Source organism: Lelliottia sp. SL45 (assembly GCF_026672535.1).
In the GTDB taxonomy this organism is placed as follows: Bacteria; Pseudomonadota; Gammaproteobacteria; order Enterobacterales; family Enterobacteriaceae; genus Enterobacter; species Enterobacter nimipressuralis.
In genome coordinates this window covers 85,667-100,469 of sequence record NZ_JAPPRH010000009.1, presented here as the reverse complement: position 1 = coordinate 100,469, position 14,803 = coordinate 85,667, and the positions used below count along the sequence as shown (strand labels likewise).

Below are 14,803 nucleotides of genomic sequence, written 5' to 3'. Positions count from 1 at the left end.
ATAATATTCTCAAATTATCAAATGCTATATTTATCATAAAATTAAACGTATAATGTTTATTTATTGGCGCTAAAAAATCTTCTCAAAATCAGAATTTTCATTTTTCATCACGCTGTGCATTCATCTAATTTTTTAGCCTCATACACAAGACAATCGCTGTAGGGCTTTGTTGAATAAATCAGAGTGAGAGGGCAGAATGGTCCCCACCGGAATTGCCGTTATACAATGCGGATGCTGTTCGGCATGACCGACAACGTCATGTGGTTTACCGCCTTAACCATTGCCATCGCTTCCCCCACCTGCGCGTCACAGTCTCTCAGTCCCGGATTACCGCCCGGCAAGCTCTGGATTCGGAACATCGCCGTTTATGACACTGACCGCCGGTGATGAAGATGCTTCCCTGATTTTCCGGGGGGCTGGTCAATCAGTCCCGGCAGTGCCTGCGCATCCGTCATTTAGCTGAGCGGTAAATCGGCACGAATAATCTTATGCGTCGTACTGCATGCGGACAGAGAGTAATCAGGGCTGCGCAACGGCAGACCCATAAGCTTAAAAATCAAGTCAACGAAACCCTGTAAAGCCCGAAGCCACAGGCTGTACTCTGTCAGTCCATGCAGCAATAGCAGACTCATCAAGCCAGACTGTCAGCGAACCGCGCTGCCTGAGTGCTTTGTTGTTGCGCCAGTCGGTGGTTTTTAACTCGTTTGATCGGTTTGCGCCAGTTTAAGCATTGATTCACCTCTGAACTCAACACGGTGCTCGTTATGCAGAAGCCGGTCCATCAGTGTATCGGCAACCGTCGGGTTCCGGCCTGTAATCAAGCTGTGAAGGCTGCGCATCCAGTCTCAGTTTTGACTGTCTTCGCAGGCGATTGGCATTCGAGACCTTACGCTGCAGCAGTTCGTGCTCCAGCAGAAGCTCCAGACGCTCCTCGAAGCTGTAGGTCATGGGCTATGACCATTGCAGCTCCAGCGCGTTACTCATATGCACCAGCCGCAGGGGCCTTATCTGTTCCAGCAGGTTGTTGTGCATTATTTTTTCCTCAGTTGTAGTACCCAGCACAGCGTAGATTGCTGTGCTCTACAAGGGATTCATCCGGCGCTTCGTCTTTCAGCTGGTCCCGGTGGTTCGTTAGCAGATTCAGGAGCACTTGTCGCCATTGGCGCTCAAGTAACAGCGGCTGCTGGCAGGCATTCTCCAGCCGGGCATCATCATATTCGCGGCTGAGATTGAGCAGCCCCTGGCAGGTCCTGTAAGCCTGTTCCGGATGTGCCCGGTGGTGCAGATGTCAGGTCACCACTGCACGGGTGGCACTGCAGATGCTTTCTCCCGGGACAGTAGCCTGGCCTTGCCGGCGGTGCGACTCCGGCATATGTTTTGCCTGCGTGGTGAAGCCGCCCTGTTGCTGCGCACGTGGATGCTGGGCAACCAGTGTTCCACGGTGATCGAGGCGAACAGCCTCGATATAGATATGGCTGCCAACCAGCGCGTGGAGGACGGATTACGCATCTTTGCCGTACTGCACGTGATAGTCCGGACCGACCTTTGCCTGGAGGATATCAACGTATTCATACCGCTATGGCGGCAGCGCCTTCAGTGCAGGTTTATCCAGTTTTTCGTACAGGCTTTTCCGGCAACCCGGTAAACGGCGGAACGGCCGCTCATTCAGATCCTGCAGTAGCTCACTGATGGTCAGATTCAGCGCGTCCAGCGTGTGGAACACTTCATGCCGCAACCGCATCAGGAACCAGCGCTCCACAACCAGAACGTCTTTATCTTTGGGTTTGCGTGGCCGCGCCGGGATCACTGTCGTGTTGTAAGGGCGGGCCAGCTTACGGTAGTTCTCGTTCAGTACCTGCTCATAGCGGTCTGCGCGACTTACCGCCGCTTTCAGGTTATCCGGCACAAGAAGCTGGGTGCGCCACAGAAGAACTCGAACGCCCTGACGTGGGTCATCAGCCAGCTTTCCTGTCGCTGGTTTTCGCAGGCTTCGGCGTAGGTGTAGTTTGAGGCACACAGCGTGGCGACGAAGATCTGCGCCTGTCTCACTTCACCCGTATCCGGGTTGATGACCGGGATTGTTGGCCCGCAGAAGTCGAGGAACAGCTTTCTCCGGCGACATGATGCCGGTGCATACTGCGTTTTTGTAGCTTCAGCCAGTCATTGTAGAGGTTGCAGAACTGGCTGTAGCCGTAGGCATTTTCGCCGGCATCCTGTTGATATTCCTGCCAGAGCAGGATTTTTGTCATCCCTTTACGCTTCAGTCCCGGATGGCACACCGGGAAGTCCGGCATCCGTTTATGACTGTCGCTGGCTCGCCCGGTATAGAGCAACGCCTCGAGTTGTTATTCCGTCATACCTTCCGGCAGGGGCCACGCCAGCTGGCTTCCCCTGGAGGGGGGGGCCACATCAGATACGGTGCTACACCCGATATTCAGACAGGGCTAGATGCTCCTGTTGGGCAGGTGACAGTCAAATTTAAGGCGCAGCAGTTCTTTAATTTTACTCATCCGCGTTCTCAGTCTTGCCATGGCGACACGTCTGCGGGAGATGTGTTATCAGGAGAAAGTGTTGTCCATTGTTTTAAAGTGAAAAGCGCGGGATTCCGACAACGGGATCACCCATTCTGACAATCCGATCGAGGATTCCGGAGCCAGGATCACGGATTCCGACGAATGGCCAGATTTGGCCGGAACAAATCGAAATCCCCCAGTGACAGGATACTTGTCGCGTGAATTATTCACTGGGGGCTGGAGTTATAAAATGGCTAAACATCGGATCGCACCTGATTTAAGAGAGCGCGCTATCATGCACCTGATGCCGCCTCATAACTGGACTCTCAGACAGGTTGCACATGATATTGGCGTTGGTACTGCTACGGTACATGCCTGGCGAAAACAACGGGAACTTGAGGAACTTATTATCCGAAAAAAAGAACCCGGTACTGAACTATCGGCTGAGCAAATTTTTACCATTTTGCTTGAGACTGCCTCACTGTCTGAATACTGCCGTAAAAATGGGCTTTACCCTGAGTATCTCGCCGACTGGAAGCAAAACTGTCTGACAGCTAACCACCCGAAACATCGCCAGAACACCTATGAGCCGAGGGCTCTCCGAACAGAGAAAAGTCGTATCCGTGCTCTAGAAAAAGAATTGCATCGGAAAAACAGGGGATTGGCCAAAATGGCTGCTCTGTTGGTACTCCAGGAAAAGTTGTCAGCCCTCCAGAACAACGAAGAGGACGACTGACCTCTTACCTGGAGAGGCAGCGAATATTCCGGCTTATAAAGGAAGCGGTAAAAAGTGGAGCCATGTGTGCAAAGGCGTGTCGGGTGGCAGGGATCATGCATCGCACCTTCAAGCGATGGTTCCGTGGCGGCACGGTGTAAGCTTACGGACGTCCATTAGCCCTGCGACCAGCACCATCAAATAAGCTGACAGAACATGAGAGGGCGCAAGTGCTACAGGTCTGCCCAGAAGCACTGTACGCCTCGCTACCACCATCGAGGATAGTTTCCATGCTGGCCGACCGGGGAATATATCTTGCTTCAGAATCAACGTTTTACCGGATCCTGAAAGCTGAGAACCCGTTGCATCATAGGGGAAACGGGAAACCCCATGGAACTTATGCACGCCCGTCCAGCTTCCTGATCAGCTGTGGTCCTGGCATATCACCCATTTAACGGGAGAGGTGAAAGGCGAGAGATACTATCTGTATATGATAATGGATGTGTACAACCAGAAATAATAGCGGCAGAAGTACGGGAAGTAAAACGTGGAGAATATGCAGCTGCCCTGTTACAACGAGCCGTCATTATGGAAAAGTTTCGGAATAGTGTGCTGATCTTACACTCAGACAACAGTGCGCCAGTGAAGAGCTTCACTATGCTGGCTAAAATGTACGAACTTGGCGTCTGCTCATCTTTCATGCAGACCGCGAGTCAGCAACGGCAATCCTTATTCAGAGTCACTGTTTCGTACGCTGAAATATTGCCCCGAATGTCCGAGCGAGGGCTTTAACAATATAAGTGAGGCGCGAAAGTGGGTGCACAGTTTCATCCGTTGGTACAACACCAGCATCGGAATAGCGGTATTAAGTTTGTCACGCCAGGGCAAAACACCAGGGGCTGGATAAAGAACTACTCAAACAACGGGAAGTCGACTACGAAGCAGCCCGATTCCAACATCCAGAGCGTTGGTCAGGAAAAACTCGCAACTGGACGCCAGTCAGCACAGTGGCACTTAATCCCGAGAATGAATATCGCCGGGCAACATAAAAACGACATCTATCTTGAAAAACGCCGACATGTTTATTTCATAAAGAAACCTGATGTTGATACTCAAATTAGCATACCAAAATCAGGTTAGAGCTCCATACTAAAATATTCGGTTATCCTCGCCAGCGAAATGCAACTTCACGGACATCGATATGAGTGAATCCTTCATAGCGGCCAATGCCATATTTTTTCGGGTATTTTTTCTCAAGATAGTCAGCAACAATTTTTGAGGGGATTTCATTAACCACTATATCTGCAGCGCAGCCAGAAATATGCTGTGAGTTATCTCTCCCCCCGACTACTTTATTGTAAACAACACAGCGGCATCCACTATTAATGATAACGGGCTTACAAAAGTATGTCCTGACATCAATGAGAACAGTAATCAACTCCTGAGATACTGCGTTATAACCACATCCGCAATGACAGGAAAACTCCTTATAATCAAAAAAACCTGAACTATCCAGCACGCAATCCCCCTATGTACAGGATTAAATATTAAGGAAAGATTTCCTTTCCGTTTAGTGACGACAAATTAAATTTGCTAATGTTAAGTGAGGTTTACAATGCCCACTTTATGCTCGACACACTCTAGACTATAAGTGTTGGCCCGGTTTTGCCATGATATCTCAACCTCAAATAATTAGAATGCGAATCATAATGCAGGATATAAATTTCGAGTTGAGGGTTATTTAATTATTACTTCCGAGCTATCTGATTGTACTTTTCTTGACCCAGTTTTTTAATTGCCTTCTCTATTTGAATATCAACCATTACGCTGACTTTTTCAAATCCGAGAAGGCTGACGCATGCCCCAACACAAGGACTGAGCGACTGAGGAAAGGAAAAGAAATCCAGAGAAGAAACAATACCAAAAGTTATAAGTGCGCATAAAAACCCCTCAGTTATAGACTTGAAAATAGTTTCCCCATGATGAAAACTACTAAAAAACGCCAAAAGAAATGAAAGAAAAACCCCATGAAGTGGAGCGCTTTGCATATACGTATAAATATTCACCTCATTTCAGTTTTTATTTAATGGTAATTCCTGTGCACATATAGCCATATCAAATGTAATATTATACTCAGGAAATAACAATACAATGCAACTCATTCAAGTTGCATTGTTTTTTATAAGTTACCGCTTTGCGTTTTTCTTTTGTTTGCTATTAAATCCTGCGATAACACAAGGTATGGCACAGTCCTTCATCAATAACACTGCGACATTCACCCCGATCAAGAACAATAAAGTAATGGTAACCATCAGTGCTTTTTTCACTTGACCAGTAACCACCAGGTACAAATCCAGAATTAGTATATGCCAGCATATTACCCCACTCAGACCAGACACTACCTACAACTCCACGAATGCCGTTACCATAATCAGAACTACCGTTTATTTCCTGAACTGTCGCAAGAGCATTTTCCGGTGACTGCATGACCCAGGTTTGAGTATCTGACCAGTTCATTGAAATGTCATCATTATTAATAAACCACTTCTCCAGAGAGAAACTATATTGATAAATCCGCCCAACGCCTGATAATGGTCTGGCAGTTACAGTTACGTTCTTGGTTTCTGAGGTTGGCGCCCCTGTGAAAATTAACTCCCCCCCCCTTGTAACGGAGACCCAGGATTGATCACAACTCCATTCGTGCTGAGAATTTAAATCAGCGCTTCCATTGATATAAAACAAAGCTTTTGCCATGCTAAAACCTGTTTTAGGAAAACCCTGCTCAGGTGTATACGTAAAGCCGCCAGCCATAACAGACATAGCATTCAAGACAGGCTCTGTAGTGAATGTTACTTGAGTACTTTGCGTGTACCCCATTGCAATTGCTTCCACCGTAACGATTTCATCTTTGGCAACACTTAAAATCTGCTCCGTTCGGCCTGCTGTAAGATAGCCTGTAATAGTATTAGAACCATTGGAAAAAAATGCATTTCCGGAAGCGGTAAATGTAACAGGAGTCCCATTAGGAGGAGCTACACCATCATTATATAATGTAGCAATAACTTTTGTGCTGCTGCTGCTAGGGTTAGGAACAGCTGATACATTCAATTCATATGCTTTTTGAGTCATTTTGAAATTCACCTTTTGAATTTTAATTACTATAGAGATAAAGCTTGCATTACATTTCCTCTCACCATCATCATTTTTACAATAGATGCAAAAAACATCTTTGATGTGATAAGGTGAAATTAATTCTCTGAACATTAATTCATTTTATATCTCTGCTATGTGGATATAAAATGAATGCGTTCTAAATAGAAAGTTCAAAATTCCTATTTAATGTAGCGAGCCCTCCTTGTTTCTTATAAAATCATACTGTTAATTTTTATAAACATCTAAAAAACACTCACCATATAATTCACATAATTACTTCACATCGTAATAATCAAGTTACATATAAAACCCAGATTTTAAATACTTACAAAATACCATGATATCCACCATTAATCATCGATTTCGCTCTTTGTATTTTGTACCGTACCTTTGCCCGTAGCCAGGAATCACTATGCCAATGATTCACCCTGGCTTCTTCTGAATATATTTCATTTGCTATATCTCTGTGAGTCATACCAGATAAATACTTATCATAAGCTCTAAGTGATTTTGCATGCTCGCATTTTTTGGAATTCTCATATTTACCATCTAACAAAAACAGCATTACTCTTTTAATGGTGGCAAAGCAATTTGGGTTTAATGAAATATATACAAATTTATTTTCAATATCATTTTCACAAAGATCTGATGCGCTCAAAAAAAACTGGAAATAAGAGTTTTCATTATACACTTTAACACATGCAGAGCCATCGGATAAAACCAATATTTTATTTTGGAACTGATTTCTATTCATAAGTATATACGAAGCGGGTATATCACCAGTTTTTGATAATGTTATCCTGGCGCTCCTGGTGCTGACTGCCTGACTCCAGAACACATTGTTTTCAGCACTCAAATTAGGATTGGCAAATTCGAGAAGCCCCCACTTCCTCTCTGCGAAATTGTTTTTTTCAATAACCTCGCTCATTGTCTCAGTGCGTTTAGAGTAATTATTCCAGTCATTAACATATTCTTTGTTTCGCTTTAGATATTCCCATGCAAAATCAATGTACATATTCCCTCCTGTATCCATTGCGTTTTATTTAAATACATAATCGTTGATTGGGAAAGGGATAATTTTTATTTTTTTTAACTATCCGTATGTTCCAATTAGATATTAAGCACCTACACCAGCAGGGATTGTCAGAATGTCGTAACTGATAATTTCTGAAGGTGAAATGATGACAGGCAGAAAATGGCGGATCAGCGATGAACTCTGGGGGAAAATGGCACCGATTATTACTCAGGGCTTTGTTAAATAAACCGAACGTTTAGATGATTGGCAACTCTGAACGCTACAGTCGTTTGAGAATCGGGTCTCTATGGAAAAGAAAAAGTTAAAAACCACCGACTGGCGCAACAACAAAGCACTCAGGCAGCGCGGTTCGCTGACAGTCTGGCTTGATGAGTCTGCTATTGCTGCATGGACTGACAGAGTACAGCCTGTGGCTTCGGGCTTTACAGGGTTTCGTTGACTTGATTTTTAAGCTTATGGGTCTGCCGTTGCGCAGCCCTGATTACTCTCTGTCCGCATGCAGTACGACGCATAAGATTATTCGTGCCGATTTACCGCTCAGCTAAATGACGGATGCGCAGGCACTGCCGGGACTGATTGACCAGCCCCCCGGAAAATCAGGGAAGCATCTTCATCACCGGCGGTCAGTGTCATAAACGGCGATGTTCCGAATCCAGAGCTTGCCGGGCGGTAATCCGGGACTGAGAGACTGTGACGCGCAGGTGGGGGAAGCGATGGCAATGGTTAAGGCGGTAAACCACATGACGTTGTCGGTCATGCCGAACAGCATCCGCATTGTATAACGGCAATTCCGGTGGGGACCATTCTGCCCTCTCACTCTGATTTATTCAACAAAGCCGGTTCCAGATTAAACTCTCTGACGAACCTGCTCTCTGTTATACGCCAGCAAGCAACATCAAAGGAATATAAGGCAACCTGACGCATGCTGGAGTGAAGAAAAACACTTTCCTCCGTCAACAACATTTAATACCTGGGGTGTCCAGTTTCTTTCCGCCACAACCCCCGGCTGAAGTTATATGCACTGTGCATGCCCGTAACAAGAGCGATGGTGCTCACATTATGCTCGCCATCCTGTAGCGTTCCGCCAGAAGAATGGCAGGCAGGCCTGAAGCGTACTGAGGATGCAGACTCTATATGACGCAGATGGACATGGTGTCGTGATGCTTAAATATCGCGCAAAGAATTGCTGATATACATAAAGGAATTAGATATCAAAAATTTCCTCAATACCTGGTCAGAGATAAAAAGTGGTCTGTAAAAAAATCGCACCCGGATTTGATGATGTCTTGAATGCCAAGAAAAAACACAATACCACCTATTCCCACAGGTAATATTACACTTGTTAGCAGTGTGGAATTCAACAGGAAAACACAGAATGTACATTAATGCGCATCGGGTGCATTTCATTCCGCATTTGAGTCACTTCATTCCATTGCTATTGAGCAAATGAAGTAAATCAACATAAAATATAGAAAATAAAGGAGAAGGATTGTGAACTACTACCTGACGGCAGTTTTTCTGCTCATGAATGAATTAAATATAGACTTTAAAACAGCGCTTGCAAAGCTACGTGTGCCTGACGTTGTAGAAAAAGAAATTTGCACTAAATACTCAGAAATCCTGATGCGACAAATACAGTTAATGAAAAAGTAAGGTTCTGCAATAAATGTTTTGGATGTGACAGACCTTACAGAGATAAAAGCAATGAGTTCAACTAAAAAATTTTGCTACTTATGCAACGACCATTATGACAGCAAGAATATCTTGTGCCCTAAGTGCAGTAAATCCGTTACAGGGGCCGATATTACGTTCAGAGCCATTTGTCTTTTTATAGTGGTGGCAATCGAACTAATTATTTTGAAAGAAATAACGCCATGAGCAAATTCACTTTTCATGTCATTTTTTGCTCATACGTAGTCAGGGCTTCAGCCCGCCTGCTCATTACTTAAAAGGCATTTTATGGAGTTTTACTTTACTGCAATACAGGTCCTGACCTTGCATCTGAAAATGACTATTGAAGAAGCTGTAGAGTCGACTAATCTGCCTGAAAAACAGAAAGTTTGCTTACGCGAGTTGTACTACAAACATATTCGCAATACATCTCCTCCTTTGGATGACTTTCGAAAGAATTAAATGCAGGTGGTTTTAAAAAAATCGCTACAAGGTAACTTTTTTAACACGTTCTCTCCGACAGCGAGAAGAATTATCCAAAACCTGAAATGCAACGCCTTAGTTCACATGGATGAAGGGCTGTTACAGCACTAAAAAAACCAGAATTACGATGGTGAACACTCAAAAATACCCAAGGGAAGAACCTTGCGTGTGCTATATTGTATCTGCGTTTAGCGATTCTTGCCCAATATCAAGATAGAGTTATTTTTCCCAGAAGGTTTTCGCCGCCCCGTGCGGCTTTTTTTTGTGCAGACTCAAATAAAAAATTGATTAAATATTACGCCATAACTAAAATCGGGCCTATCTCTGGTAATATCATCCCGATGAATTTGACACGTAAACTTAGCTGCTAATATAACCCCCTACTAAGCTGGCCCCGTGATGCATTCTCGAAAAGTAACCATATTAATAAAATCCTTACAAAAAAAATATTTAGGATTTTTTGATGCCCCGTTACCTTATTCACACCCCTATACCAGGAGTCTTAGCAAGTCAGACCCGGAATGATGACGGAGGACTCCGGGTCTGATGGGGCGCTGGTAACCGATAATAGGGGCCAGGTAAGGCCCACCCCGTATCAACAAGGAGACAGAACGACCAAATCCAGCGATTACGAATCAGTCCAGGTATTTACTGGCTTTGATGTCTGTAAAGATACCCATCACGCCGTTGAACGTTCAGGTAAACGATTGTTCGATAGGGCATTACCCAACGATAAACCAAGCTCATGCCTATGATATTTGACCTTACACAGCATGACTCGCCTGGCACACCAGCTCATCACACTACGTAAGCAAAAAGACGACGTGGGGCCCTTGAGGTGGAACAGCGAGTTCTTGCTCACCCTCTTTACCCGGTGCGTATTTTCATGAACGGAGATCACCCAATAACATCCATCGAGATCGGGTAATAACGGCGTTTTTCAAGGTTTGAGGCGACAACTATGCTTGCACAGGGGGGGCATCGCTCTCCTTCATAGTAATACGCAGGGAGGCGATGTAAGCTTATCGCCACAACCAACTCGAATCACAGTCTGCCAGTCGTGCCTAATCTGCCAGAGCAGATCTTTGCACTAACGGCTTCCGATCAGGCTTGGGTGGCTGATATTACCTATATCGCGACCCTGGAGGGCTGGCTGTATCTGGCCTGCATTAAAGAGGAGTTCACGTGCGAGAGCGTGGACTACGCTATGGGTGAGCAAATGGCACAGGAGCTCACCGTGCAGGTTTTGTTTATGGCCATCATGAGCTGGCGTACAGCGAACGGCGTGATCCACCACTCTGCTCCTGGCTCCCAGAACAGTGCTCATGATTATCATGCCATCAAGCACCAGTTCGGCATGAAGACGTCAATGTAGCGTAAGGGGAATTGCTACAACAACGCCTCATGGAGAGCTTCTGCGATCGGCAGCGTCGTCATTCACGGCAGGGTAATCTCTCACCAGCATACCTCAAGAAGAACTCTTATCGCATGGCTGCTAAATAAAAGAACAAATGATAGTGTACGCTAGTGCCAGTACACTTCAATCTCAGTTGAAGCTGTGCTCGATGTCATCACAATACCCGTTCGCCCGGTAAGTACGGCTGGAATAAGTATTACATTCGCTCGTGAAAAGACATATAGACTGGTTCGAACGTTTGTAACTATGATGCTTTTTGATAACGCTGGAAAATTTATTTCATCAAACCACTGATATTTTGACGTCATTAAAAAATCATGCATTCGTTGTATAGTTTGAAGAAAATCGTAATCCGTTTGTGATTTAGTGCCCCACCAGTAAACTCACCGTGAAGTGAGCAATATGCTTAGAGGTAAGCATGTTCAAAACCGGATTGACTTAGGTTATATCGAGTGAAAGAATATATCCATGTCAAAACATGCAGAAAAAAGATAAAAATAGAAAAAACACTCCGTGTATTTTTTCTATTAGTAAGTGGTTTTTCTGTGGGGGGATTAAAAATATTCCATCTCGAAAATGGCAGTACCTGTGAAGTCACCAGGCGTAGGCTCGTCACTTCCGTTACCTTGTACGAAAGCGGAGAAGTCGAGAGTGTTGGAGCCATTAACGAGCGTAACTCGATTAGAATACGCACCAATAGGTAGCCGGGTACCATCTGAGTCTCTCAGACCTATGTAGACAAAATTTGCTGAACCTGTTGTTGTAAGCAATCCGTTGGGAGTAGGGGAGGTAACTCCCCTGAACACTACGCTAGCTTTTTCTTCCACCACAGAACAATCAATGAGTTTAATGCTAAAACGCACTGGCGTGCTGAATCCTTGGTTATCATCTTGCTTAAGGACCTCAAGAGCAACCTGACCCAAGTTGACTGTTTGATCTGCAGACTCCTGCGCGATTGAGCAAGGCGCCTCAATAATTGTGCCTGTGAATGTTACGGTTCCAGAACCACTCCCTGCGGCATGCGAGGCACCAGAAACGAAAGAACACGCCAGACCGCAGTACATTAGAGTTGACAATGCATTTTTTATCATCTTCGTCACCTATATGATTTTTTTAAGATATCTTGCTTAAAGATGCGTCACAAGTTTAAATTTACACAAATACCCCATGTTAAAGTACACCCAAAAAGGGCTTGTAAGAATGTCGTAACTGATAATTTCTGAAGGTGAAAAGATGGCAGGCAGAAAATGGCGGAGCAGCTATGTACTCTGAAGAAAAATGGCACCGCTATTTCCCTGAGAACGAAACCAATAACTCGCCCGGCACTCATCGTCTGTCATGGATGCCATATTCTCGTACTCAGAACCGGCTGCCGGTAGAAAGCCCTGAACACCACCGGGATATGTTCATCGAGTTCTGCAGACCGGCGCATCCAGGAATGGTGCGATGCTTGTGAATTACATAACGATTTGCTGACTGGTTGCTGATGGGTTCGACGCCCTTCAGACGGGCCGTCCGGGACGAAAAAATCAGGCTCTGCATGGACAACACTTACGATGCGGCTGGCAAAAACATATTTACACGGTCGCCGTACGAGCCCCATATCCAGTCCCGTAAATAAGAATCAGATGCCAGTAAAAGCACTGACTTTAGAGCCCATCGCAGGGGTGTCGAAAAAAGTATAGCTGGATGAATCGCTTTCGCCGAATCCTGACCCGATGGCAAAAGAAAGCCGATATTACGAACCCATGTTGCATGTGGTCTAATTATCTTGGAAAAATCTCTGTCGAGACAGACTCTTAGAATCTATTGATGAATAAACATTATTCAATGTCCGTGCCTCTGAGAATATCACAAAACTGAACAACTGAGCTTTCTTTCGAATTAACCTGATAAACTATTTTAAGGTTCAGAGTGGGATGGTTTTTAAATTCGCACATGTTTACCTTTAGAAATTATCACTTATAGCGCTCTGTCTGCCCCTGTCTGAGATGGAGAATAACCTGCAGAATTTTTCACTCGGAAAACCAGATGTGAATTCAGATGATGTAATTTTAATGCTCTAGTTATTTAATTTTGACTTTTCAGGGGGTTATATTCAATGGTAGTATGAATTATCACTTTAAAGTGAATAATAATTAACTAAATAAACGGAGTTACACATGCATCTCACTAAAATTTCCTTATTAATTGCGCTAATGACATCCTCATTTGCATACGCGGGTGGCGTTGTAAATAATGTGGTGTCTCAACAAATTGATTTTAAAGTTGTAGAAGAACTTCCTGCGGTCTCCTTGAGCCTTACCCCAGCATTGAATCAAGTATCAGGCTCAGTCTCCGCAGGCACAATTGTAGGTACTGCTGAGATTACGTTCAGTGGTAATGCAACATCCTCACAATACCCAGCCGTCCGCTGGACTCCATCTAAAGTTACCTTGGGCAGCCAAAGTGACACCGCAATCATTAATGGCCAGTCTGACAGTAACCATAAATTGACTGTCTCATTCGATTCTCCTGATGGAACAACTGCAAATTCAGGCACGGACGGTTGGTACTTTATCAATAATACTAAAACCCGCGTGACCAAAGTTAACCTTTTCACTTTTGGCCAACAGACAGTAATACCAGATACCTACAGCATGTATCTGGATGCAGGTGTATACACCATCTAATCATGTAGTTTAGTAAATTCTGTATTACCATTGATAACAAACTGTAACAAGATGCCACATTTAAAATATTTAAAGTGGCATCAATCTTCCGATTAACATAAATATAAAATCTCATCATTATATTGTACTATCCTGCACTGAAATCATTACCGATAAAAATTAATGTTATGAGGTAATACAAAGTTAGCTGCGTGGGTGCATGCACTAACCTAAAGAACCATGATGTTAATGCGCCCCTCACCCTGAAAATTGCAGTCTGATTAAAATAAAAACAACTGCTTAACATATTTTATCTGATTTCACATTGTGATGACTGTTAGTACAATATGAAATACGCACTTATTACTCTTAATATTGAAAAATATCTTTCCATCTGATTTGTTTTAACACTTTATACCATCCCCGAAAACTACTTTCAGTGTCATACAGACCTCTTAACTGATCTACATTATTAATGTCCACCGGAATGCTATGTGTCTTTCCATGCCTGAAACCTTTATGCCCCGAGGTGACTAAGGTGACCTATATCAACCAGTGTATGTAGGATCAGAAATCTGCACTGCTATAAGTGAAGAAGTCGCCCTGACTTTTACTGTAAGTTGTTTCTTTTTTACTTTGTAAAATGAAAAAGAATAATACACAATTAACTTACATCGTCATCAATAATGTCGACGGTTTAATTATCTAGACTGTTATTTATTATCTCAGCCGCATTCTACATTTATTTTATGCATGGTAGATATTTTTGCGAAACTGTATGAAGCGGTACACGCAGCGCTCTTCTCTTTTCCACAAACCTTCATTCTTCGAATAAACACGTTATATATCAGTCCCTCATCATCAAACTCAAACTCAAACTTAAGATGTATGATCTGCGACATTCACCATTGCCAATAAATGGTACAACCGTGCCCGGTGACCTATTCAGCGGAATCATAGTCTTATGAGACAACTCGTGTCATGATTTTTGCTGAAACAACGTTACCTTCAGTCGGAACAACCCTGAAGTCTTTTCTGAGGCAGTTCCATACTTTCATAAAAAGATACTGACGGCATTGACCTGCTGAAGAGTAAGATATGAAATGGGCGTGTAACAGCGGAAATCAGTCGTTAGTCCATATGAATTATTGACTGCGACCCCTG

Annotated in this window: 8 protein-coding genes and 8 pseudogenes; 8 read left to right on the top strand and 8 right to left on the bottom strand. The window is 44.1% G+C overall.

The window, feature by feature from the left end:
* Positions 1-218 precede the first annotated feature (218 nt).
* The 3 genes and pseudogenes from OVA10_RS23615 to istA all read right to left on the bottom strand — a co-directional run.
* Positions 219-714 (bottom strand): annotated as a pseudogene (locus OVA10_RS23615) (hypothetical protein); the annotation flags it as partial.
* Between the two features lie 48 nt (positions 715-762).
* Positions 763-948: a hypothetical protein gene (locus OVA10_RS23610; protein ID WP_268197032.1), complete on the bottom strand. Its 186-nt coding sequence runs from the start codon at positions 946-948 to the stop codon at positions 763-765.
* A gap of 94 nt (positions 949-1,042) precedes the next feature.
* Positions 1,043-2,531: pseudogene (istA, locus tag OVA10_RS23605) on the bottom strand (IS21 family transposase).
* A gap of 283 nt (positions 2,532-2,814) precedes the next feature.
* Between istA and OVA10_RS23600 the strand changes: the two are divergent.
* Positions 2,815-4,277 (top strand): annotated as a pseudogene (locus OVA10_RS23600) (IS3 family transposase).
* 113 nt (positions 4,278-4,390) lie between these two features.
* Here OVA10_RS23600 and OVA10_RS23595 read toward each other — a convergent pair.
* The 4 genes from OVA10_RS23595 to OVA10_RS23585 all read right to left on the bottom strand — a co-directional run bounded on the left by OVA10_RS23595 (position 4,391) and on the right by OVA10_RS23585 (position 7,396).
* Positions 4,391-4,747, bottom strand: coding sequence for a D-Ala-D-Ala carboxypeptidase family metallohydrolase (locus tag OVA10_RS23595; RefSeq protein WP_268197031.1), 357 nt, complete (start codon positions 4,745-4,747; stop codon positions 4,391-4,393).
* Between the two features lie 229 nt (positions 4,748-4,976).
* Positions 4,977-5,276, bottom strand: a complete 300-nt coding sequence (locus OVA10_RS26255; RefSeq protein ID WP_442788021.1) for a phage holin family protein — start codon at positions 5,274-5,276, stop codon at positions 4,977-4,979.
* A 169-nt stretch (positions 5,277-5,445) separates the two neighbouring features.
* Positions 5,446-6,492: a hypothetical protein gene (locus OVA10_RS23590; RefSeq protein ID WP_268197030.1), complete on the bottom strand. Its 1,047-nt coding sequence runs from the start codon at positions 6,490-6,492 to the stop codon at positions 5,446-5,448.
* A gap of 214 nt (positions 6,493-6,706) precedes the next feature.
* Positions 6,707-7,396, bottom strand: coding sequence for a DNA -binding domain-containing protein (locus OVA10_RS23585; protein WP_268197029.1), 690 nt, complete (start codon positions 7,394-7,396; stop codon positions 6,707-6,709).
* Between the two features lie 307 nt (positions 7,397-7,703).
* Here OVA10_RS23585 and OVA10_RS26250 point away from each other — a divergent pair.
* The 5 genes and pseudogenes from OVA10_RS26250 to OVA10_RS23560 form a co-directional block, all read left to right on the top strand.
* Positions 7,704-8,199 (top strand): annotated as a pseudogene (locus tag OVA10_RS26250) (hypothetical protein).
* Positions 8,200-8,908: 709 nt separating this feature from the next.
* A complete protein-coding gene (locus OVA10_RS23570; protein WP_268197028.1) occupies positions 8,909-9,070 on the top strand; it encodes a hypothetical protein in 162 nt (53 codons plus the stop codon).
* A gap of 1,055 nt (positions 9,071-10,125) precedes the next feature.
* Positions 10,126-10,346: pseudogene (locus OVA10_RS23565) on the top strand (hypothetical protein); the annotation flags it as partial.
* Positions 10,345-10,466 (top strand): annotated as a pseudogene (locus OVA10_RS26245) (IS110 family transposase); the annotation flags it as partial. The pseudogenes OVA10_RS23565 and OVA10_RS26245, both read left to right, overlap by 2 nt.
* A gap of 123 nt (positions 10,467-10,589) precedes the next feature.
* A pseudogene (locus tag OVA10_RS23560) lies at positions 10,590-11,074 on the top strand (DDE-type integrase/transposase/recombinase); the annotation flags it as partial.
* Between the two features lie 468 nt (positions 11,075-11,542).
* Here the strand turns inward: OVA10_RS23560 and OVA10_RS23555 are convergent.
* Positions 11,543-12,079 (bottom strand): fimbrial protein, encoded by a 537-nt coding sequence (locus OVA10_RS23555; protein ID WP_268197027.1) that lies wholly within the window; start codon positions 12,077-12,079, stop codon positions 11,543-11,545.
* 187 nt (positions 12,080-12,266) lie between these two features.
* Between OVA10_RS23555 and OVA10_RS23550 the strand changes: the two are divergent.
* Positions 12,267-12,754: pseudogene (locus OVA10_RS23550) on the top strand (hypothetical protein).
* A gap of 396 nt (positions 12,755-13,150) precedes the next feature.
* Positions 13,151-13,660, top strand: a complete 510-nt coding sequence (locus OVA10_RS23545; protein WP_268197026.1) for a hypothetical protein — start codon at positions 13,151-13,153, stop codon at positions 13,658-13,660.
* The last annotated feature ends 1,143 nt before the right edge of the window (positions 13,661-14,803 follow it).